General features: G+C 70.0%; 20 protein-coding genes. 5 read left to right on the forward strand and 15 right to left on the reverse strand.

Going from position 1 to position 21,760, the window contains the following annotated elements; all coding sequences use genetic code 11:
- Positions 1-66 precede the first annotated feature (66 nt).
- The gene (locus ACX9TP_RS19415; protein ID WP_482981219.1) at positions 67-1,830 is read right to left on the reverse strand and encodes a family 43 glycosylhydrolase; all 1,764 of its coding nucleotides are present in this window, start codon (positions 1,828-1,830) and stop codon (positions 67-69) included.
- A 124-nt stretch (positions 1,831-1,954) separates the two neighbouring features.
- Between ACX9TP_RS19415 and ACX9TP_RS19420 the strand changes: the two genes are divergently transcribed.
- The gene (locus ACX9TP_RS19420) at positions 1,955-3,337 is read left to right on the forward strand and encodes an RING finger protein (RefSeq protein ID WP_482981220.1); all 1,383 of its coding nucleotides are present in this window, start codon (positions 1,955-1,957) and stop codon (positions 3,335-3,337) included.
- A 19-nt stretch (positions 3,338-3,356) separates the two neighbouring features.
- Here the strand turns inward: ACX9TP_RS19420 and ACX9TP_RS19425 are convergent, their stop codons facing one another.
- The 6 genes from ACX9TP_RS19425 to ACX9TP_RS19450 all read right to left on the reverse strand — a co-directional run bounded on the left by ACX9TP_RS19425 (position 3,357) and on the right by ACX9TP_RS19450 (position 9,999).
- Entirely contained in the window at positions 3,357-4,043 is a 687-nt protein-coding gene (locus ACX9TP_RS19425) for a hypothetical protein (protein WP_482981221.1), read from the reverse strand.
- 21 nt (positions 4,044-4,064) lie between these two features.
- Positions 4,065-5,036, reverse strand: a complete 972-nt coding sequence (locus ACX9TP_RS19430; RefSeq protein WP_482981222.1) for a tetratricopeptide repeat protein — start codon at positions 5,034-5,036, stop codon at positions 4,065-4,067.
- 3 nt (positions 5,037-5,039) lie between these two features.
- Positions 5,040-5,543, reverse strand: a complete 504-nt coding sequence (locus ACX9TP_RS19435; RefSeq protein WP_482981223.1) for a cytochrome c-type biogenesis protein — start codon at positions 5,541-5,543, stop codon at positions 5,040-5,042.
- A 155-nt stretch (positions 5,544-5,698) separates the two neighbouring features.
- The gene (locus ACX9TP_RS19440; RefSeq protein WP_482981224.1) at positions 5,699-7,180 is read right to left on the reverse strand and encodes a hypothetical protein; all 1,482 of its coding nucleotides are present in this window, start codon (positions 7,178-7,180) and stop codon (positions 5,699-5,701) included.
- Between the two features lie 116 nt (positions 7,181-7,296).
- Positions 7,297-9,399, reverse strand: coding sequence for a hypothetical protein (locus ACX9TP_RS19445; protein ID WP_482981225.1), 2,103 nt, complete (start codon positions 9,397-9,399; stop codon positions 7,297-7,299).
- A 9-nt stretch (positions 9,400-9,408) separates the two neighbouring features.
- Complete coding sequence (locus tag ACX9TP_RS19450) at positions 9,409-9,999, reverse strand: peptidoglycan-binding domain-containing protein (RefSeq protein ID WP_482981226.1); 591 nt, start codon at positions 9,997-9,999, stop codon at positions 9,409-9,411.
- A 593-nt stretch (positions 10,000-10,592) separates the two neighbouring features.
- Between ACX9TP_RS19450 and ACX9TP_RS19455 the strand changes: the two genes are divergently transcribed.
- Entirely contained in the window at positions 10,593-11,471 is an 879-nt protein-coding gene (locus tag ACX9TP_RS19455) for a hypothetical protein (protein ID WP_482981227.1), read from the forward strand.
- A 26-nt stretch (positions 11,472-11,497) separates the two neighbouring features.
- On the opposite strand, the gene ACX9TP_RS19460 is transcribed toward ACX9TP_RS19455, so the two are convergent.
- The 8 genes from ACX9TP_RS19460 to ccmA are packed head-to-tail and all read right to left on the reverse strand — an operon-like array spanning position 11,498 to position 18,086.
- Positions 11,498-12,727, reverse strand: a complete 1,230-nt coding sequence (locus tag ACX9TP_RS19460; RefSeq protein ID WP_482981228.1) for a zinc ribbon domain-containing protein — start codon at positions 12,725-12,727, stop codon at positions 11,498-11,500.
- A gap of 26 nt (positions 12,728-12,753) precedes the next feature.
- Positions 12,754-13,308 carry a TlpA family protein disulfide reductase gene (locus ACX9TP_RS19465; protein WP_482981229.1) on the reverse strand — a complete coding sequence of 185 codons (555 nt, stop codon included), beginning with the start codon at positions 13,306-13,308 and terminating at the stop codon, positions 12,754-12,756.
- Positions 13,309-15,333: a heme lyase CcmF/NrfE family subunit gene (locus ACX9TP_RS19470; protein WP_482981230.1), complete on the reverse strand. Its 2,025-nt coding sequence runs from the start codon at positions 15,331-15,333 to the stop codon at positions 13,309-13,311.
- Positions 15,330-15,812 (reverse strand): cytochrome c maturation protein CcmE, encoded by a 483-nt coding sequence (locus ACX9TP_RS19475; protein WP_482981231.1) that lies wholly within the window; start codon positions 15,810-15,812, stop codon positions 15,330-15,332. Before ACX9TP_RS19475 ends, ACX9TP_RS19470 begins: the two co-directional genes overlap by 4 nt.
- Positions 15,813-15,817: 5 nt before the next feature.
- Positions 15,818-16,003 (reverse strand): hypothetical protein, encoded by a 186-nt coding sequence (locus ACX9TP_RS19480; RefSeq protein ID WP_482981232.1) that lies wholly within the window; start codon positions 16,001-16,003, stop codon positions 15,818-15,820.
- A gap of 2 nt (positions 16,004-16,005) precedes the next feature.
- On the reverse strand, positions 16,006-16,725 hold the full coding sequence (gene ccsA / locus ACX9TP_RS19485; protein WP_482981233.1) for a cytochrome c biogenesis protein CcsA: 720 nt from the start codon (positions 16,723-16,725) through the stop codon (positions 16,006-16,008).
- A gap of 3 nt (positions 16,726-16,728) precedes the next feature.
- Positions 16,729-17,433: a heme exporter protein CcmB gene (locus ACX9TP_RS19490; RefSeq protein WP_482981234.1), complete on the reverse strand. Its 705-nt coding sequence runs from the start codon at positions 17,431-17,433 to the stop codon at positions 16,729-16,731.
- On the reverse strand, positions 17,430-18,086 hold the full coding sequence (gene ccmA, locus ACX9TP_RS19495; protein WP_482981235.1) for a heme ABC exporter ATP-binding protein CcmA: 657 nt from the start codon (positions 18,084-18,086) through the stop codon (positions 17,430-17,432). The genes ACX9TP_RS19490 and ccmA overlap by 4 nt, the downstream gene beginning before the upstream one ends.
- A gap of 410 nt (positions 18,087-18,496) precedes the next feature.
- Here ccmA and exoL point away from each other — a divergent pair, with 410 nt between their 5' ends.
- The 3 genes from exoL to ACX9TP_RS19510 all read left to right on the forward strand — a co-directional run bounded on the left by exoL (position 18,497) and on the right by ACX9TP_RS19510 (position 21,751).
- The gene (gene exoL / locus ACX9TP_RS19500) at positions 18,497-19,621 is read left to right on the forward strand and encodes a spore coat polysaccharide deacetylase ExoL (protein WP_482982196.1); all 1,125 of its coding nucleotides are present in this window, start codon (positions 18,497-18,499) and stop codon (positions 19,619-19,621) included.
- The gene (exoM, locus tag ACX9TP_RS19505) at positions 19,618-21,153 is read left to right on the forward strand and encodes a spore coat polysaccharide flippase ExoM (protein WP_482981236.1); all 1,536 of its coding nucleotides are present in this window, start codon (positions 19,618-19,620) and stop codon (positions 21,151-21,153) included. Before exoL ends, exoM begins: the two co-directional genes overlap by 4 nt.
- 79 nt (positions 21,154-21,232) lie before the next feature.
- Positions 21,233-21,751 (forward strand): serine O-acetyltransferase, encoded by a 519-nt coding sequence (locus tag ACX9TP_RS19510; RefSeq protein ID WP_482981237.1) that lies wholly within the window; start codon positions 21,233-21,235, stop codon positions 21,749-21,751.
- The last annotated feature ends 9 nt before the right edge of the window (positions 21,752-21,760 follow it).

Here is a 21,760-nt window from a genome sequence, read left to right on the forward strand (position 1 = left end):
GCTGCGAAGGCGTGGCGGCGTGCAAGGCCTTCGGTACACGCTGAGCCCTGCGTCGTCGCTGCCCGCTCAGGGGATGACGATCTGCGAGTGCATGCTCCGGCCGTCATAGGCCGTTGCGCCGCAGCGCGCGCGGGCCCAGTCCCCATTCACGGCGGAGCAGATGCGGAAGGCCTGGATGTTCGAGTACGGCACGTTGATGCCCGGCGTGTCGCAGCGCCCCTGGTACGTCCACGACAGGCTCTTGTTCACCGAAGTGACGCCGATGCAGGGGCCAATCCACGCGCCGGTGTCCCGCCGCTGTACGTCGATGGAGTACTGGGCCGCGGTCTCCTCCTCGCTCCAGTTCAGGTCCACGAAGGGCGTGAAGCCCCCCGGCAGGTTGAGGGCCACGTCGTCGGAGATGCCGTCATAGGCCGTCTCCACGAAGGGGCCCCAGACGTTGTTGTTCGAGTAGAAGATGCGGAACGCGGCGATGTCGCCCTTCGTCACCACGCGGTCACCCGCGCTGCGGCACACGCCGTCAAAGACAGTCTTGTTGGCCTGCCCCAGGATGCCCACGGCGAGGCACGGACCCACCACCGAGCCGTCGCGCAGCACGACGTCGAGCGAGTAGCTGTAGCCCGTCAGCTTGTTCCACCGCACGTTCACCTGGTTGAGCGAGTGCATCGAGCCGTCCGGCTTGAAGGCCACGCGCTGCTTGTACGTGCTGCGGGAGGTGAGGTTGCCCGCGGCGTCGAAGGCGCCGACGTGGAAGATGTTGAAGACCTCACCCCGGCGCTCGACGAAGACGTTGTGGCCGTGGCTCTGCACCAGCCTGCCCGCGGAGTTGCGCAGCGGCTGGGAGAGTCGCCGCACCGCCCGCGCCCGCGTGAGCTGGGGAATGGAGTCCCCCATCACGTAGTACATGGCGTACTGGCTGTTGTACCAACCGCCGCTGAAGAGCAGGTAGTACTGGCCATTGCGCTTGAAGAGCTCGGGGGCCTCGTTGATGCCCTCCTCGTGGGCCGGCGTCGCGAACACGGCCGGGCCCGCGTGGTTGTAGACGGTGCCGGGCGCGGCGGTGTTGAACGAGGAGATGTTGTTGCCCCGGTCGAACCACACGTAGAAGAACCAGCGGCCCGACGTGTCGTTGTACGTGGCCGAGTCGATGCGGATGTTCCGGTTGCAGCCCTGCGGCAGGCACGCCGTGCCCGTGGAGGTGCGCGGGTACGTGGTGTTGGCGTTGATGGGCTGGGGCGCGCTGAAGTTGAAGTTCAAGTCGGACGCCGTGGCGACGAAGGTCGTCACCTCCTGGCCGGACGGCGGGCATGCGGCGCCGTTGGGCACCCGGTGCGCCGAGAAGTAGAGCTGGTAGGCCCCGTTGTACTTGCCCAGGTCCGGCGCCCAGAGGAAGCAGTAGTCGTAGACGGGGTCCGCCGCCGACGGGTTGTAGTCCTTCTTGAAGTGGAAGCTCTTGAGGTCGGTCGACTGGTAGAGCGGCAGCAGCACGCCGTTGCCGGTGCCGGTGAGGAAGAACAGGTCGTCGTGCTCCTTGTAGATGTCGGGGTCCGCCAGCCACTGCATGAGCAGGGTGCGCGCGCCGTAGTCCGCGCCTCGCGCGGCGCAGGTGCCTCCCGTGAAGCCCTCGTCACAGACGCAGACCGCGCTCCCCGCGTTGTCCTTGCAGACGCCGTGGCCACTGCACGTGACGCCGTCACAGACGCCCGCGAGCGCCTGCGGAGTCGAGACCTCGTCGGGAGCGGATTGTGGCCCGGGGGCGTGTCCGTCTCCGCAGCCGGCGAGGGCCGCACAGAGCGTGGACAGGAGCACGAGCATCCGGAGCGGTTTCATGGTGCCTCTTTCTCTGAAGGGGGGAAATACAGAATTTCCCGACAAATCTGAGTCAGCACAAGGGCGCCGTTGTCTTGGGCGACCCGGTTGCGCTGATTGGGGCATTTGAGGTTCCTTGCGTCGTATGGATGAAAGCCTCTTCCCGGACATCCTCGACCAGGTGGGCCGCCAGCCGCGCGAGTTCGGCACGGTGCAGCTCCACGTGGACCCGGTGGTCCGCTCGCCCGAGGGCACCCGGGCGACCGCGAGCATCTGGTTGCAGGGGGCCTTCACTCCGATGGCACCGGACGCGAGTCTGCGCGTGCTCGACGCTGGGACGCGGCGGGAGCTGCTGTGTGCACCCTTGCCCTCGCTGGAGCGCGGGCAGGTCCTGCGCTGGACGCTGCCGCTGAGCCTCGACACGGAAGTGCGCGAATTGCTCTTCCAGCCCGTGGCCCCTGTCCCCGAGGGGGCCGTGCGCGTCCGGCCGCCGTGGCGCCTCTTCGACACGCTGGAGCTGGTGAAGGAAGCGCGCCCGGTGGTGAACAAGGACCTGCTGGCAGCGGGCGCGGTGGTCTCCCTCGCCATGGGGCGTCTGCCGGTGGGCGCCTTGCTGCGGGCTTCCAGCGCGTCGATCCAGGAAGAGATTCGCACGAAGCAGCACGCGGCCCGGGCCATGCCCGATGGCTTCGTGGCCGAAGTCACAGCGGGTCCGGCGTCGGAGTCAGCGGCTGAAGGGCCGGCTGCCATCACCGTCTGGGAGCCCGGCCAGCCATTCGACGCGGCCCCCTGGCGTGAGGGTTCTTCAGCGCTGAGTGAGGGAGACTCGCGCCGGGTGCGGTGCGCTTGCGGCACGGTGGCGCCTCGCGAGGCGGAGTTCTGTCCGAGCTGCCTCGCGTCACTCGCGGGAGCCGCCGTGGCCGTGGCCATGGAGGCCACTGCATCGCTGCCACCCGACGGAAGCGCGGAGCGCGGCCTGGAAGCAGGGCGTGTGGCCGCGGCACCGTCCGCTGACACGGGCCCGCGCTGTCCCCGCCATCTTCAGGTGGAGGAGACGCGCACCTGTCCTCGATGTGGCGGCTTCTACTGTGACGGGTGCCTGCCGGAATCACTCGAATCCGAGCGGACGCACTGCCCCGATTGCGTCGAGCGCGACAAGGTGATGGACCCGGTGCGCCTGCGTCGCACGCTGATGCGCGACATGGCACTCGTCCATTGTGGCGTCGCGGTGGCGCTGGTCGTCATCGGCGTGCTGCGAGCCATGAGTGCTCCCTCCGACAAGGAGCTCTATGCCCTCGCGGGCGGCGCATGCTTCGCCGCCGTGTTCCTCGGCTTCGCGGGGCTGCTGACGCTCACCCGGAGCACCGTGGTCGGCTGGGGCGTCTTCGTGCTCGACGTCCTGCTCGGCGGCGCCTTCTTGTTCCTGGGAGGCATCCTGGATGGCAGCGCCATGCTCATCGCGGCCGTCATCTCCTGCATGCAGCTCGTCCGGGCGCGGGGCCTGTCCCGAGCCCACGCGCCTGCCTGAAGCGCTGGTGTGGAGATCCTCAGGCGCTGTCGGCAGGAGGGGCGCCCGCGGAAGGCTCACGCCTCAGTACGAGCTTCGTGGGCGAGGGCTCGAAGGAAAGGGTGAGGCGTTCCTCGTGCCTTGAATAGCTCTGCCACTTTTCGAGGATGAACTGGAGGTCCTCGATGAGTGCGTCCGCCGTGAGAGGCGTCCGCAGGTCGACGCAGCGCTCATCGGGCTTGAAGGTGACAATCGTGCGCCAGGGCGGAGTGGCCACGCCCGTCTCGGGGGTCCGAGGCTCGGCCGCGTCGAAGCGCTGCCGGTACAGCCGCTCGGGCTGGTGGACCTCGATGAGGAACCACTCGCTCATGAGGTTGGCGAGGGGCAGGCCCGCTCCTCGTACATTCGAACCGCCGGCGAACAAACTCGAGAGCAGAAGCTCGATGTTTGTACCGCCTCGCGGGTTCTCCCCGGTGTCCAGACGCCAGTCGTCGTCGACGAGCTGGACGACACCCTCGGAGGTCCAGGAGACCTCCATCCGCGAGCACCGCGCTTCCGTCGCGGAGAAGGAGGCGAGTGTGGCCTGGGCGACGAGGGACGTCCGCCGCCTTTCGGGCCCGAGGTACATCGCCGGGCGGCGACGCACGGCCTCACTGGGGGAGAGCACCTTGATGTGCTCGGCGGTGTACTCGAGAGGTGGCTCGTCGCGCTTCGTCCGCTTCCCCATGACCGAGCCCTCTGCGTCAGCTCACGGCATGCCGCCGCCGGAGACTTCGGAGCGCAGCTGGGCAATCGCGGGCCCGAGCTGCGGCGGCTGCATGTTGCGCGGCACCTCGACGGAGAAGCGCTCGAAGTGCTCCAGCGCCTTCGCCTTGTCGCCGCGCCGCAGCGCGAGGCTGCCCAGGAAGATGAGCGCCTCCTGCGCGTCCGGCCACGTGTCCACCAGCTCCGTCAGCTCCGCCTCCGCGCCCGGCAGGTCTCCCTGCGTGGCGCGCAGCACGCCGCGGTGCACGCGCAGCTCGACATGGAACGGGTCCGCGGCCAGGCCCTTCGCCGTCACCTTCGCGGCCTCCTCGAACTCCTGCCGGCGGATGAGCTCGTGGCTCAGCAGCGCCGCGGACTCGACGTCCCCGGCGTTGGACTGGAGCCGTGCACGGGCCTCCTGCATGTCCTGGCCTTCCTCCTGCCCACCCATGCCGTCGCCCTGCGGCTGCTGCTGCGCCTGCTGGCCACCCGGCATCCGGCCCGTGGCCTCGCGGCCGTCCTCGCGTGGCTGCTGCTCGGAGACGAGCAGGTAGCCCAGCCCGCCGAAGAACAGCACGATGCCCGCGCCCCACAGCGCGCCCGCGAGCTGCGGATTGCGCGACGCCCAGCCCGTGCCCACCGGAGCCGGCGCCCGCGCCTTGGCGCCGTCACCTGACGCCTTGCGCTTGAGGTGCTCGTCCTTCGCGCGCAGCGCACCGGCGGCCTCGCGCTCCAGGCGGGACTTCTCCGCCGCGTACTGCTCGGCGCCCAGGTTGTGCTTGTCGGCTTCCAGCGAGCGGAGCTGCTCGATGAGCGTCTGCGCCCGCTGCGTCAGGTCATCCAACGCGCCGTCGCGTGGCTCGTTCGTGCTGAGCGCGCCGCGGCTGCGCTGGAAGATGAGCCAGGCGGCGGCGGCCACGAAGGCGACCGCCAGCACGATGATTCCGGGCAACCAGTTGGTCGTTTGCGGCGGCATGGCTCAGCGCTCCAATTCCCGGCGCACGGCCTGGAGGTACGGGTCTTCTTCATCCGCCGACGGGGTTCCCGTCGGTGTCGCCGGGGTGGCGGTCGTCTTCGCAACCTGTGTCTCGGGAGGGCCGCGCTGGAGCTGTCGCCAGATGACGAAGCCGCCCATGGCGACGAGCGCGACGGGGCCCAGCCACACGAGCCAGTTGAAGCCCTGCGCGGTGGGCTCCAGCAGCACCCACTCACCGTAGCGGGCGACGAAGTAGTCCACGACCTCCTCGTCGCTCTTCCCCTCGGCCACGAGCGAGCGCACGGTGTCGAGCTGCGCCCGCGCCATGGAGGCCGGGCTGTCCGCGACGGACACGCCCTGGCACACGGCGCAGCGCAACTTCTTGCCGAGCGCCTGGACGCGGGCCTCCAGTTTCGGCTCGAGAGGTTGGCTTCCGCCCTGCTGGGGCGCGTACTGGCCGGTGAGGAGGCTGAAGGCGAGGGTCAGCGACAGGAGGGCAGCGGTCATCGGACTCCCTGGAACCGTCCCTACGTAGCGCTACTGGGCCCGTCTTGGACAGCGAAACCTGCGCGCCGGGCGCCCGTCCCTCCGCCCGTTCCCCAGGTGTGCCGTGCCCGCCCTGCAGACAGGCGGCCAGACTCTCCTCGGGCCGCGAGCCAGGGTCAACGCATCGGCTCGAAGCTCGGGCCCAGGACGGGGTCGGCGCAGAGCAGGTACGCGTCGCGGCCCAGGAACAGCTCGAGCGGTAGGGCGGCGGGGTGCCTTGTCTTCATGGGGCCCCTGAGCACGTTGGAGTTCCTGTGAAGGATATGGCCGTCCTCCAGGAGGATGGCCCACCACAGCTCACCGCCGCGATCCGCGTCGGTGCGGTAGCGGGCCACCGAGGCGCGCGGGGACTCGGGCAGCAGGCCGAGGGGCGTCACCCGGGGCGGGGACTCCAACCGCCCATCCGCGCGGTAGCGCACCTCCACGAGCAGGGCCCGACGGGGGTTCTTCGGCGACGTCGCCACCAGCGCCGCGCTCAGCCGTCCCGCCGAATCCATCCACAACCCGGGCTCCGACCGGGGCATGGCGCGCACGCCGCGAACCAACGTGCTGGCCACGCGGGTCAGCCGCCCCGTGCTGGTGGTGCGGACATGGTGGAGGTCCAGCCCCCCCAGGGACTCTTCAACCAGGACCACGCTGACGCCATTGCCGACCGAGGAGGGCTGGATGGTGGCACGCGCCGCCACCGGAGCTCCGGGGAGTATGACGCGGCCGACCTCGCGTCCCGGGGTGACTTCCGTGGCGTCGTTCGACGTCTGGAAGCGGATGAGCCGCAGCGTCCTCCCGCCGGCGCCCACGACGGGGACGAAGAGCTCTCCGGCGACGGATTCCAGGGGGGGGCGGACGATGCGCTCGGGCGCCTCGCCCAGGTCGAAGCGGAACGGATTGAGCGTGGTCGCCGCCATCCCTCCCACCGCGACGATGGATGTGCCGTGGCGCCACATCCGCCAGTGCACGGAGAGGTCGCCCTGCGCGTCGTTGGACCAGGGGACCAGCGCCTCCGTGGAGCCGGGCTCGACAGGCCCCAGGACCGACGCTGCCCGCATGGTCATTCCGCCCTCTGTGTCCTCCGCGTTCTGGTCGTCATAGGCGTTGATGAGAAGCATCGGCTGTCCTTCGACGTCCTGAAGCCAGGCCGCCGAGGCCCCGCTGTCATAGGAAACGCCCAGCGTGACGCCCAGCGAGGCGGGGCCGGCGGTGGAGGGCACGATGTCGAACTCGACCGGCGTGGCCGTCGCGGTGAGGCTCTCCTGGTTCAGCCGGGCCTCCAGGCGGTAGCGCCCGGGGCGGGTGGCGGGCAGCCACTCATGCAGGTCCACGATGAATTCGATGGCTTGTCCGACGCCCAGCCGGATTCGGGGCGCCACATCCATCGTGAGGTTGTAGGCGGGGTCGCGCAGCACGAACGAGCGCCAGGTGACGCTGCGGCCGTCGGGGTACTCCGGTCCGGTCAGCGTATAGGCCAGTGACTGGTCCGCATCCCGGAAGGGGTCTCTCAGCTCCAGGGGGGCGTTGCCCTCGTTGCGGAGCGTCAAGCGGGCGGTGCGTTCCTCCGCCGCGGTGAAGCGCACCTTGGGGAGCCGGAACTGGATGCTCAAGGGAGGACCTCCGGTGGGGCGGAATTGGCGAGGCGCTGATGCGCCATGGGGAGGGCTCGCACCGCCCGCAAGCGAGAAGACCAGCAGCAGCGCCGGACACGACAGGACGAGCGCGCTCATGGGTGGGAGTTCCGGCTCCCGTCGCTGCTCAACAACGTCGCGTTCCAGCCTCGAAGCCGCAGCAGACACAGGCCGCACAGCCTTCGCTCCGCGGAGTAGTCGTAGCCCATCAAACAGTCACTTCCGTCCTGGTCATGCAGGGCGGCGCATGCACCGGTGGGAACCCGAGGCGAGGGAAAGGGCGCGTGAGGCAGGAAGAGCTGGTGGCCCAGCTCATGGGCGATGGTCTGCTCCAGGGAGTTGGCGTTGCCGGCGTAGTTGTGAGCAGCGCCGCACTGGACGACGACGCATCGGTTCCTGTTCCGGGAAGGGGACTCCTTGGAGAAGCCGTTGACCGCGCTGCCCCCCGGCGCCCGCTCCAGATTGTAGAGACCGGAGAACTGGAGGAGCAGGATGCCCGGCTGCGGGCCTGGAAGCGCATCGAAAGCCTTGACGAGGATTTCCTTTGCCCAGTCCTTGCATCGAAGGTTGTAGACCTGCTCCCTGAGCAAGGGGGTCCCCCCGGTGGAAGCGTCCACGAGCCACCTGGGAAGCGCGGCATCGTCACAGCGCTTCTGGCGCTTCACCTCCTCCAGGAACTCCGCGTACGTGCGGAAGGTGAGCGCGTGGCTTCCCGCGGCGTGCTGATCCACCGTGGAGTCGACGGCTGCACGAAGCTCCCAGGCGCGGTGCGCCTTCACCGTCGCCGCGATGCGCGCGTTGTACTCCGCCGCCGGAAGCTCCGTGACGCCGCCGCTCTTGTCCACCAGTCTCAGGAACGCGCGCTCGAACTGCGCCTGCACGGTCGCCAGCGCGAAGCCCGCGATGCCCGCGTGCTTCCGGACCACGCGCGAGATGTGGACCTCGCGCCAGGTCTCGAAGGTACCGGTGGTGGCGCGCACCGCCGCGGGCAGGGGCGCGGCGGCCTCGATGTCCAGCGCCACGGCCCCGTCCTTGCGCCGCTCATAGGCGAGCTGCACCGTCACGCGCCACGCGTCCCCTGCGATGCGCGAGGGTTGGAACAGCACGCCCGTCCTTCCCGCCCAGAGGCCAGACGTCCATGCCTGGGTGAAGGCCGCCCACTTGCGATGGCCGCAGGGGACGACACGGAAGGGGAAGACACCCTCGCTGGGCGTGTCCCGGGGCGCGTATCCCGCCTGCCTGGGGAATACGGCGGAGGAGGGCAGGCCTCGCTTGCCACCCACTTCCCGGTGCGCGTTGTCCCCCGTGGGCCGCGAGGCCGAGCACTGGCGGTTCAGCGCCTGCTCCAGGAAGGTGCGCGCACGAGGCGCGTGGGCGGTGAGGTCCTCGGCCGTGTCCTCCCAGTCCCAGAGGAAGCGCACCCGCCCCAACGCCTTCGGCGCATCCACGCGGCGGCCCGCCGAGTCCTTCAGCCACACACGCGCGAAGATGGGGATGTCCGGTCCGTTGCCCCAGGCGGCCCGGAGTTGCTGGAAGTCGGTGTCGTCCTCCATTTCGGCCGAGTCCGTCTTGAAGAGGTTGCTGACGAGCCGCACCTCGGCCTTCTCCCCGGGCGCGGGCAACCTCCCCAGCGCCGCGGCCACCTCGCGGTCCCTCTGCCGGGACAACACGCGCGAGTCCCCCAGCTCCAGGTCCATTCCATCCACCAGCACGTGGAAGTACGTCCACGCCACCGGGCACTCCGCCCAGCCGCTGCCGTGCAGCGTGAGCTTCAGCTTGTAGGGCGAGTGCTCCACGGTGACGACGCCGTCCGGGAAGGCGTCGCACTTCGTCACCCGCCCGTCCCAGCGCAGCCGGTGGTCGCCCGCGGTGACTTCCTCGGCGGACAGCTCGCGAGACCACAGCGGTGCCTTCCGGTGGCGCGTGAAGAGCTCCAGCTTCCCGGCGCGGGCCAGGCCCGCGGTGTTGCTCAGCCGGTAGGCGAGCTCCACGGGCTCGACTTCTGGCGCGAAGTGGAAGCCGTCCTCTCCGCCGCCCGGGGCGCGGAAGGGGGAGGGCAGGTGGCAGCGGGACGACATCCCGCCGGGGGTGGAGAGCCGGAAGTCCGCCACACTGAAGCTGGCGGGCCTCAGCCGGTTCCGGTTGCGCCCTCCCGACGAAGCGAGGGCGACACTGGCCATGAGCGCGATGCGAGGCATGGGCGTGCGTCAGGCGTCGTGTTGCCGGATGAGCTCTTGCTGCACGTCCGCGAGCTGCCCCGTCTCGGGCAGGCCGTGCGTGCGCTGGAAGGCGCGCACGGCCGCGCGGGTGCGGGGGCCCGGGGTGCCGCGCTCGCCGTCAGCGGGGAAGCCCAGGTTGTGCAGCCGCTCCTGCGCGGCGCGTACCGCGTCCGCGTCGAAGCTCACCAATGACTGGAGCTGGAGCGTCCAGCGCAGCGTCACGGGCTCGGGCGTGGAGGCGGCCGGGGTGTCCGGGAAGTCGTCGTCGCGGACGGGGGGCGGGTAGGGCGGTGGCGCTCCGGGTGGGGCGACGGAGGCGGGCTCGGGCGCGGCGGCCGCGTCGGGCGCGGGGAGCTTCAGCACCAGCTCCCCCCCGGGCAGGCCCGGCACCTCATGGCAGAGCGAGCCGTCCGCTGCGGTGCGGCCGTGGTGCTCCGTCCTGCCCACCGTGAGCACGTACTCCTGCCCGGCATAGGGCGCTTCTCTCGGGTCCAGCAGGATGATGTGCAGCCGCTTCTGCTTCAGTGTGAAGGTACTGGTGCTTCCCGTCCGAATGGGTGCCGTCCTCGGGCCAACCATGCCGCGCTCCCCCGTGCCTGGACTCGCGATGGTGCCTGTACCTGTTGTTGGCGGGGCCAAGGTACGCCAGGGCCGCGGAACCCCGGGCGACGAAAGCACGTGAATTTTCGTGGAGTGTTGGTTGGGTTGACGAAACTCAACCTGCCGGGTCGGAGAGGCGACGCTGCTCCGGCCAGCCGTGCAGCGGGACTGATCGCTGGCCGACGCGCGCCGGCCCCTCCGAGCCTCCACCCGGGGGCGCTGTCGGGTCCATGACGGCCCGCGGGCAGCTGCCCCGGAGGCCGTGCCTTCAATCCCTGGCATGTCTCGATGTTTCGCCTCGCGGAACTCCAGGCCTCGCTGTTTTGCCTCGCGGAACTCCGGGCGGCAATGTTTCGCATTGCGGAACAAAACAAGAAAAAGCCGTCATTCAGCAATAAATGGTATGGACAAACTTCCTGGCTTGAGGTCTAAGAATGTATCAACAGGCATCCGCTGGATGTCTGTCCATGCAGCAGTCGTCATTCCACGAAGAGCCTGGGGCTGACGGCACCGCGTTCGCGGCGCCGGTGGCACCCGGCTGTGCAGTGCACCCCGAACAACGAGGAGAAGTCATGAAGACCGTAGGCGCGAGCTTCATTCTTGGCGCGTTCCTGGCCCTGGCGTGGGCCCCCGTGGCTGGAGCGCAGTCGCTGAGCAGCTTCACGGCGACGTACTCGGGCGGCAGCGGGCTCATCTGCGGAACGACGTACAACATCCGCGGCCAGGAGCCCGCGTTGACGGGGAAGTACCCCGTGTTCATCTACACGGTGGGCACCACGGAGCCGTATGACCACTCCTCGGCGCTGGCCGCCGTGTCGGAGATGGCGGCCCGGGGCTACGTCGCCGCCACCGTCGAATACGACAACGGCACCTTCGGCTCCTGCTCCACGATTTCGAGCCGCGCGAGGTGCACCTATGACGCGAGCCGGTCCTCCAGCGCCATCAGCCGGCTCTGCGCGCGGGCCAAGGCGGACTGCTCCAAGGGCGTCGTGGTGGCGGGCTTCAGCCAGGGCTCCATCATGGCCACCCTGGCCAAGAACCATGACGCCCGCGTTCGCGCCGCCTACGGCCTGGGCTGCGGCGTCGAGTACTCCATCTACGACCTCAGTTCCTGCGTCGCGGATGGCAACCGCGCGCTGCCGAGCGACCGCTTGCGCATCATCAACGGCGAGCAGGACGCGTTCGTCGGCCCCACCGAGTCCTCGGTGCGCAGCCAGAACACGGAGACGACGGGCCTGTCCTGCCCCCTGGCGACGTCATGCTTCCGGAGCAACGGCAGCGGCTGGTACATCATCAAGGACTCGCAGGTGTCGGACGGCCAGGCCGACCACTGCTACATGCGCAACGGCAGCTGCATCGGCCTGACGCTGGACTCCACGTGGCGCAGCGGCACCGCGCCGTGGTCGCTGCGCACCAACCTGAACTGGCTGACGCAGTTCACCACGCCGTAACCGCGCAGGCGCGGGGCGGAGCGGGGCTACCCCCGCTCCGAGTCGTCGTCGGCGAGGGGCGACAACGCCGACGCGTCATCCGCGAAGGGGGACACCTCCGGTTCGTCGTCGGAGGGGAGGGGTTCCGGGTCCGCCTGCGGGCCCATCCACTCGCGGGCGGCGAGCATGCCCACGGCGCCCAGGCCCACGAGGAAGCCGAAGGGGCCGGGCACGAGGCGGAGGTTCAGCGCCACCCAGACGAGGCTCAGGCCCACCGCGCCCGCGGGCACGAAGCGCGCCCAGGACGGACGCTCCACCTCCGGGCGCAAGGCCAGCATCGCGAGCACGACGAGCAGCGCCAGCTCCGGCACCACCGACGCCGGCAAATCCCAGCCGGACAGCAGGGTGACGTCGCCGCCCCGCGAATAGAGCACGTCATCCGTGGGGCGAATCGTGCGGATGGCCCGCAGCTCCGGAGGCCCCTGGGGCACCGGTGCATTTCCAGGCAGCGCCCCCAGCTCCGTGCGCACCGTTGCCCACGAAGCGAACAGCGACAGGATGCACACCGCCGCGCCCACCAGCGCCGCCAGCCGGGGCATCTTCAGCAGCCGGCGCGGCTCGAAGTACTGGCCCACGACGTCCTCGCTGAACAGCCCCTTCTTCCACTGGTCGTACCCGACGAGCCCCACGCCGGCCACCCACAGCAGCGGCGTGAGCCCGAAGCCCAGCATCCGCACGGCGATGGCCGCCAGCACCACCGTGGCGGCCGCCATGGCCTCGGGGCGCAGCAGCACCTCGGGCACCCGCTCGGTGAAGCCGGGGGCCTGGTCGGCCGCGCGCAGCTCGCGCGCCACCAGAATCGCTCCGGCCACCAGCGCCAGCAGCGAGGCGGGCACGCCCGCGCCGGAGAAGAAGGGGAGGATGGACAGCACCAGCGCCACCGCGAGCAGACCCACGCCCGCCACGGTGGGCGAGTGCGCCGGCACGTGCTCCAGCCACTTCGGACCCTCGTACGGCGCGCGGACCTGTCCGGGGTCCGTCTTCTCCTCCGGGTCCAGGGGCGGCGCGTCACTCACGGGGTACGGCCGCGAGCGCTCCTCCACCTCCTCGAGGATTTCCGCCGCGTAGGCGGGCTCCTCCGCCGCGCGGCTGGGACGCGAGCGGCGGACCGCCGGACGCGGGGCGGTGGACTGGGGCCGCTCCGGCATCTTCGCGCCGCAGTTCTCGCAGTACTTCAGCCGCGTATCCGAGCCTTCGCCGCACTCCGGGCACCGCATGCGTCCCACCTCGTTGACTCGGGTTGCTAGCGCGCCGCCTCGGCGGGGGCGGCGGGGGCCGTCCCCGTCAGCTCCCGGATGCGCAGGGCCAGCGTCTGCGGGTCGACGGGGCCCACGTGCTTGCCCCGGATGACGCCGCTCGGGTCGATGAAGTACGTCTCCGGCACGCCCGCCACGCCGTAGTCCACCGCCATGCGCGAGCGCGGGTCCACGAGCTGCGGGAAGCTGGCCCCGTGCCGCGTGAGGAACTGGCGCGCGTTGTCCTCGGTGTCCTCGAAGACGACGCCCAGGAACACCGCCTGCGAGCCGAACTCGCGCGCGCCCCACTCCAGCACCGGGTGCTCCATCTGGCACGGTCCGCACCAGGACGCCCAGAAGTTGATGACCACCGGGCGGCCCTTCAGGTCCGCCAGGCTCACCCGCTCGCCGCTGTCCAGCGCGCGCAGCGTGAAGCCCGGGGCGGGCTGGCCCTTCAGCATGAAAGGCACCTCGTGCGGGTTGCGCCCGAAGCCCTTGTAGAGCACGGCCAGCAGGCCCGCGCACAACACGGCGAAGCCGAGGGTATAGCGCCAGCGTCCCATTTAAGCCGCCCCCCGCTCCGCGTCGCCGCCGGCTAGCGGAGGCGCCGCGCCCATGTCCTGAGCCGTGGACACCGCCACCGCCGCCTTGCGGCGCGGCCAGATGGAGATGAGCGTGCCCAGCACCAGCAGGGGGATGCTCCACCAGATCCACCCCACCAGCGGGAAGACCCAGACGTTGAAGCTCGCCGTGCCGGCCTGCTCGGAGAAGGCCATCATGGAGATGTAGAGGTCCTCGGCCGCCGTTTCGCGCACCGCCGGGGTGCCGATGGGGTCCGTGCTCCGCTCGTAGTAGTTGAGGCGCGGGCGCTGCTCGGACTCCGTGCCGTTGGGCGCCGTGACTTGAAGCCGCGCCGCCACGTAGGTGCGGTGCGGCTCCTCGCCGCTGACCAGCCCCAGGTACTTCATCTGGTAGCCGTCCAGCTCCAGGCTCTCGCCCTTCCGCACCGTGCCGGACGTGTGCTTCACGTACGCGGACGACGCGGCCACCGCGACGATGATGAGCACGATTCCCAGGTGCACCACGTAGCCGCCGAAGCGGCGCTGCGCCTTGATGGCGCTCGTCAGCAGCGCGGTGACGAAGCCTTCCTTGCGCTCGGCCATGCGCACGCGCACCGGCGCCACCAGCTCCCGCAGGGTGACCACGGTGACGAAGCCCGCCAGTCCGAAGGTCAGCAGCGGGTAGGTGCCGCGCAGCCCGGCGGCGTAGCAGGCCGCCGTCACGATGAGCCCCACCACCGCGGGGATGATGAACTGCCGGCGCAGCGTGGCCTTGTCCGGCGTGCCCCACGGCAGCACCGGTCCCACGCCCATCAGGAAGAGCACCGCGATGCCGCCCGGCACCGCCATCTTGTTGAAGTAGGGCTCACCCACGCTGACCCGGATGCCGCGCACCGCTTCGGACACCAGCGGGTACAGCGTGCCCAGGAGCACCGTGAAGGTGATGGCCACGAACACCAGGTTGTTCACCAGGATGCTCGTCTCGCGGGACATGGCCGAGCTCAGCCGGCCCTCGGGCACCAGCAGGTGGCCGCGCGACGCCAACAGGCCGATGCACACCACCAGCAGGACGCCGAGGAACACCAGGAAGGTGGGCCCGATGTCCGACTGGGTGAAGGAGTGCACCGAGTTGAAGATGCCCGAGCGGGTCATGAACGTGCCCAGGATGGTGAGCACGAAGGACGCGAGCGCGAGGCTGAGCGTCCACAGCTTCAGCATCCGCTTGCGCTCCTGCACCATGGTGGAGTGCATGAACGCCGTCGCCGTCAGCCAGGGCAGGAAGGACGCGTTCTCCACCGGGTCCCACGCCCAGTAGCCGCCCCAGCCCAGCACGGCATACGCCCACCAGGCGCCGAGGATGATGCCGATGGAGAGGAAGGCCCACGCCACCAGCGTCCAGCGACGCAGGGGCGCCATCCACGCCTCGCCAATCTCGCCGCGCAGCAGGCCCGCCACCGCGACGCCGAAGGGCACCGTCATGCCCACGTAGCCCAGGTAGAGCATGGGCGGGTGGATGACCATGAGGATGTGGTTCTGCAGCAGCGGGTTGGGGCCGGGGCCGTCCGCTGGCACCGGGGAGACGGCGCCCCACGGGTTGGCCGGGCCGGCGATGAGGAAGGCGAAGAAGACGCCCACCGCCAGCATGGTGCCCAGCGCCAGCTGCATGTACCGGGCGTGCTCGCGCCGGTGGATGAAGGCGAAGGCGGCGATGTAGCCGCCCATGATGAGGCCCCAGAAGAGGATGGACCCCTCCAGGGCGCTCCACAGCGACACCACCTTGTAGAGCAGCGGCGTGTCGCGGCTGCCCACCTGCGCCACGTACTTCACGCTGAAGTCGTTGGTGACCAGCGCGTGCACCATGACGAGGTTCGCGCCAATCAAGCAGGCGGCGAAACCCCACACCGCGCGCATCACCCACGGGAAGCCCGCTTCACTGCGGCGCAGCCCGCTCGCCAGGCCGACGATGGCGCCGAAGGCCGCGAACGCGAGCCCTCCGAGCACCAGGCTGTTTCCGAGCGTTCCGTTCACTTCGCCCCCGTGCTGGCCGTGGTGGCGTCGGACAGCGTCTCACGCCACTTGTTCGGGTCCTCGCCCTCCTTCGGGGCGCGGTACTCGTTGGAGTGGTTCACCATCAGCCGGTTGGAGCTGAAGACGCCGGACTTGTCGTAGGTGCCCTCCACCACGACGCCAATCTTGTCGCGGAACATCTGCGGGGGCGTCTCGGTGGAGCGCACCAGCACGCTGGCCGCGCCCTCCTTGACGTCGTCCGCCACGCGGAAGTGCAGCGTGGTGTGCTCCGCGTTCCACTGGATGCTGCCCGGCTGCACCACGCCGCCCAGGCGGATGGTGGCCGTGTAGGCCTTGTCCCCCTGGCGCAGCATCTCCGAGGGGCTCCAGTAATAGACGAGGGTCTCCCCAATTTCGCCAAAGGCGATGAAGGCGAGGCCGGCACCTGCCACGAGCAGGGCCCCGAGGGCGAAGAGTCGGTTTCGGGCGACAGGCGACATGGTGATTACTCCTTGGCGTCGGATGAGGCCCTGGGCCGGCGCACCCAGAGGGACAGTGAGTAGAGGAGCAGCATGGCAACCGTAACCCCGTAGCAGGCCCAGACATAGCCCCACCCACCCTGGATGCGGCCGCTGCCCACCTGTCCCGGGGCCGCCTGGGCCAGGACCATCAGCGTCGAGAGCGTCATCATGTTCAGGCCACCTTCGAGGAGTTGTGGGCCAGGGGAGCGGGCAGGTCGCCGGGCAGCGCGTCCGGCAGGGCCACCTCGGCCTGGCGCTCGGCGAGGGCCTGCCGGTAGCGGATGGCCATCAGGAAGAGGGTGAGGGCCAGCATGCCGAAGGCGGACACGCGCAGGGGGAGCACCATGTCCGGGTCCACCGTCTTCGGGCTGGACTGCACCTGGTGGAGGCTGCGCCACCAGCGCACGGAGAACCACACGATGGGCAGGTTGATGGCGCCGATGATGGCCACCACCGCGCTCCACGTGGCGCGCTTGTCCGGGTCCTCCACGAAGCGCCGCAGCACGAGGTAGCCCGCGTACGTCACCAGCATGATGGCTTCCGACGTCAGGCGCGGATCCCAGGACCAGTACACGCCCCACGTGGGCCGGCCCCAGATGGCGCCGGTAATCATCCCCGCGGTGCCCAGCAGCAGGCCAATCTCCGCGGACGCCTCCGCCGTGGAGTCCAGCCCCCAGCTCGCCTTGCTCTTGAGCAGGTACGCCACCGCCGCCACGAAGTTGATGAACATGGCCAGCATGGCCATCCATTGGAGCGGGACATGGACGTACATGATGCGCTGCACGTCGCCCATCTCCCGGTCCGGCGGCGCCCAGGCCAGCCCCAGCCACCAGCCGTAGCCGAGCAGGCCGAGGCCCAGCGCGAGCAGGCCCCACTTGACGAACTTGTTCATCGGTCAGTCCTCGATGATCCGCGGGAACAGCAGGAAGCCTACCGCCCAGTAAATCAGATTGAATCCACTCAAAAGCCCCAGCCATGAGCCTAGCTGATTCATGGGGTCACCCTGCAAAACGAGGGTGGTCGCCTTGGTCGCGGAGAGGAGGGCCGGGATGACGAGCGGGAACAATAGCAGAGGCAGCAGCACGTCCCTTGCGCGGGCGTTGCTGGAAATCGCCGCGTAGACAGTGCCCGGCGCGCTGAGGGCCAGGCAGCCGAGCAGCAGGATGAGGCCCAGGTCCACCGCGCTGGTGGCGATGTGGACGCCGTACAGCGCCACCATGACGGGGAAGATGAGGGCGCCCAGGGCGGTGAGCAGCAGCGTGTTGCCCAGGGCCTTGGAGAGGAAGATGGCGCGCGCGTCGGCGGGGGCGAGCCGCACGCCGTCCAGGCACGCGTTCTCCGACTCCACGCGGAACGACTCGCCCAGGGCCAGCACGCTGGCGAAGAGGATGGCCAGCCAGTAGTAGCCGCCCGCGTTCTTCTCCAGGAGCTTCGTGTCCGGCCCCAGCGCGAAGGAGAACATCAGCAGCGTGGCCAGCGCGAAGAAGATGATGGCGTTGAGGCGCGCGCGGGTGCGCCACTCGATGAGCAGGTCCTTGCGCAGCAGCGCCAGGGTGGCGGTGATGAGGCCGACGGGGCGGGGACGCGGCGGGGGGCTCATGCGGCCACCGCCCGGCCGTCCTGCAGGTGCAGGCGCTCCTCGCACAGGGACATGCCCTGCTCGATGAGGTGCGTGGCGAGGATGACGGTGACGCCGCCGGCCTTGAGCTCCGCGATGATGCCCTCCATGTCGCGGATGCCCTGCGGGTCCAGCTCCCCGAAGGGCTCGTCCAGCAGGGCAATGGCGGGGGCCTTCAGCAGCAGCCGGGCGATGGCGAGCCGCTTGCGCATGCCGGCGCTGAAGCTGCGCACCGGGCTTTCCGAGCGGCGGGTGAGGCCCACGCGGGTGAGCAGCGCGCTGGCGGCGTCCTCCGGCGAGGGGATGCCGAGCAGCCGCGCCAGCACGGTGAGGTTCTGCAGCGCGGTGAGGTCCTCATAGAGGAAGCTGGCGTGGGACAGGAGCGCCACCTCGCGGCGCACGGCGTCCCGGTCCGCCACCGCGTCGCGGCCCAGCACTTCCACGCGGCCCGCGGTGGGGCTGAGCGCGGTGGCTACGAGGCGCAGCAGGGTGGTCTTCCCGGAGCCGTTGTGTCCGGTGAGCAACAGGGAGCGTCCGGCGGGGAGCGCGTAGCTGAGACGCGCCAGGGCCCAGCGACGCCCATAGCGCTTGCTGACGTCGTGCAGCGCGAGCGCGGGGGCGGAAGGGGGAGGCATCGGCGCCGCCGTTCGTATCCGGAAATGGAAATGTCCTCCAGTGAAACCCTGAGGGACGGCCGGTCAGTGGAGGAGCGGGCCCTCCAGATCGGAAAAGTTTTTCGCCTGCATGTGGTCTGAGGTGCCCGTGGGCTCCGTCCGGTTTCCACCGGAGGGGGTGTCCACCGCCCGGCAGCCCCCCTGCGCCGCCGGGCTTCCGCTCTGCCAGAGGTGAACGGGTGCCTAGTTTGGTCATGGCACTCCCCCTGCAATGGCGCGGCCCGGGTTCTCTTCCCGGGACAGGGAGGAGACGGGCGGGCGGGCGGTTTCATCTCCGCGCGGAGGGCGTGATGGCGACGGGCAAGGTGGTACGCAGGGCAGTCAAGGCGGCGGCGGCGGGAGTGATGCACTACAGCGGCGTGCGCAAGGCGATGGCGGCGTACCGCCGCATCCAGTCCGGCGGGCGGCGCATCCTCATCGTCAGCTACCACCGCGTGGTGAGCGACTTCACGGGGGAGCTGCAGCGCTCCATCCCCGGGCTCCTCATCTCGCAGGAGACGTTCCGCAAGCACCTGGAGGAGGCGAACGCGGCGGGCTACGAGCTGACCTCCATCGGCGACGCGGTGGACGTCATGGCCGGACGGCGCACCGCGAAGAAGGACCTGTGTGTCGTCACCTTCGATGACGGCTACCGCGACGTGTACCGGTACGCGTACCCCGTCCTGAAGCAGATGGGCGTGCCGGCCATCACCTACCTGCCGACGGCCTTCATCGGCACCGACAAGCGCTTCAACCACGACAGGCTCTTCCACCTGCTCCACCGCGTCCAGCAGCGCCGCTTCCGTCCGGTGTACGACGCGCTGCCCACGCCGTCGCTGGAGCTGCTCGGGCCCATCCTCTCCGGACAGAAGACGGTGTCGGCCGCGCTCGACGACTTCATCGGCGAGCACCCCACGCGCACGCTCACGGACATCATCGACGCGCTGGAGCAGCAGCTGGGCGGCGGCAAGGACCTGGTGCCGGAGCAGGGCGACGTCATGAACTGGGACGAGGTGCGCCGCATGGCGCGCGACGGCTTCGAGTTCGGCGCGCACACGCTCGGCCACACCGTGCTCACGCTGGAGCCGCAGGAGGTGGTGGAGCGCGAAATTCTGGAGTCCAAGCGCACCATCGAGAAGGAGGTGGGCATCACCGTGCGTGACTTCGCCTACTGCAACGGCTGGTACTCGGACGAGGTCATCCGCGTGCTGTCGTCCAACGGCTTCCGCTCGGGCGTGACGACGGAGGACTTCCCCAACCGCATCGGTGGGGACCCGTTCACCCTCAAGCGCAAGGTGCTGTGGGAGAACTTCAGCCTGGGCATGACGGGGGACTACTCGTCGTCGCTCACCGCGTGCCAGTTCGACGACTGCTTCGGCGTGCTCGGCATGAGCCACCCGGTGCCGGGCAAGCGCCCGCACCACCTGGGCAGCGCATCATCCGGGATGGGTCCGGCCGTCGCCGCCAACATCCTCAGCCCGGAGGCGGCGACGTCGCCGGTGAAGGAGGCTCCGTGAGCGGCAGTGCCACGCCGGCGGCGTCCGGGGGCTCGTTCCTCGGCCGCGCCGGCCCCCTCGTGTTGGCCCGGCTGTTCACCGCCGGGCTGACGCTGTCCATTCCGCTCGTGCTCGCCCGGGTGCTGCACCTGGACGAGTACGGCACGTACTACCAGCTGTTCCTCATCGCCACGACGCTCTACTACGTGCTGCCGTTCGGCGTGGTGCAGAGCCTGTATTACTTCCTGCCGCGCGCGGAGGCGAAGCGGCCCTACCTGGGGCAGACGCTGCTGTTCATGTCCGCCGCGGGCCTTCTGGGCGCGCTGGGCGTGTACGCGAGCCTGGGGTACGTGGCGGGCTGGTTCTCCAACCCGGCGCTGGCGGAGTACCGGCTGCCGCTGGCCGCGTACACAGCCTTCCTGCTGGGCAGCTTCCCGCTGGAGGTGTCCCTCACCGCGCAGGGGCGCACCAAGGCGTCCGCGGGCGTCTACCTGGTGTCCGACGCCGTGCGCGCCGCCGTCATGGTGGTGCCGCCGCTGCTGGGCGCGTCCCTGTATTGGATGATGGTCGTCGTGGCCGCCTTCGCGGGCCTGCGCTACGTGGCGACGTGGCTGGTGTCGCTGCGCGGTGTCACCGGGCCGCTGGTGGACCGGACGCTGCTCCGCGAGCAGCTCGCGTACGCGGCGCCCTTCGGCGCGGCGATGCTGCTGGCGATTCCGCAACAGAACGCGCACCTGTACATGGTGGCGGGCGCGGTGGCGCCGGCGATGTACGCGCTCTACCGGGTGGGCTGCTTCCAGCTGCCCGTGGTGGACCTGCTCTACACGCCCACCAGCGAGGTGCTGATGGTGCGGCTGGGCGAGCTGGAGCGGGAAGGGCGCCTGGAGGAGGGCGTGAATGCGTTCCGCGAGGCGGCGGGGAAGCTGGCCTACGTCTTCCTGCCCTTCGCCGCGTTCCTCTTCGCGGCGGCGCCCGAGTTCATCGGGGCGATGTTCGGCGAGAAGTTCCTGCCCGCGGTGCCCGTGTTCCGGGTGAGCGTGCTGGGCGTGGTGCTGTCGATCCTGCCCATGGACGGCACGCTGCGCGCCCGGGGCCAGACGCGCGCCATCTTCGCCTCGTACGCGGTGAAGGCGGCGGTGACGGTGCCCCTGGTGTGGCTGGGCGTGAAGCACCTGGGCCTCATGGGCGGCATCGGCTCGTGGGCGGTGGCCGAAGTGGTGGGCAAGGCGATGCTGCTGGCGCGGGTGCCGGCCGCACTGTCGACCCCCCAACTCAAGCTGCGGGTGGTGGACGTCATCCCCTGGCGGGAGCTGGGCAAGGCCGCGCTGTCCGCGGCGGCGGCGGCGCTGGGCGTCTTCGCCCTCAGGGCCGCGGCGCAAGGGGCCTTCAGCCACCTGCCGGAGGGCTTCGTGTGGCGCGTGCTGCCGCTGGCGTCCGCCGGGGTGCTCTTCGTCATGGCCTACCTGGGCGTGCTGTACGCGGCGGGCGTGCGGCCCTTGAGCCTGCTGGCGGGGCTGCGTCCGCGCCGGGCGGGGTTGAGCGTCGGGAAATAGACGCGAGAGGGGCACTTCCCTCCCCACGGTTGGGTACCTAGTTTCCTCGCCGTCGGGAATTCGGGGTCAGGGAGGCGTGATGGGTGTCGACGCGATGACGTTGTACCGGCTCGCGCGCGGTTTGAAGAAGCGGGGCGTGCCCCTGCTTCCGGCCGTGCTTCGCAAGGCCATCTATTATCTGCACAGCTCGTACATCCCCGAGGATGCGGACATCGGGGAAGGGACGCAGCTCGGCTACGGCGGCATCGGCGTGGTCATCCACAAGGCGGCGAAGGTGGGGAAGAACTGCCTCATCTCGCAGCAGGTGACCATCGGCGGGCGCTCGGGCCTCGAGGGCGCGCCGGTCATCGGTGACTACGTGCGCATCGGCGCCGGGGCGAAGATTCTCGGCAACATCCGCATCGGCGACTTCGCGGTGATTGGCGCCAACGCGGTGGTGCTCAAGGACGTGGCCTCGGGCACGGTGGTGGCGGGCGTTCCGGCGAAGGTGATTCGTCAGGATCCGGATCCGCTCACCACGTACCAGCGGGAGATGGGGCTGTTGCCCCAGCGCGCTCCGCTGTCCGCGGTGCCTCCTCCCGCCTCCATGCGGCAGTAGGGGAGGACG

Source organism: Pyxidicoccus sp. M15, from assembly GCF_056858435.1.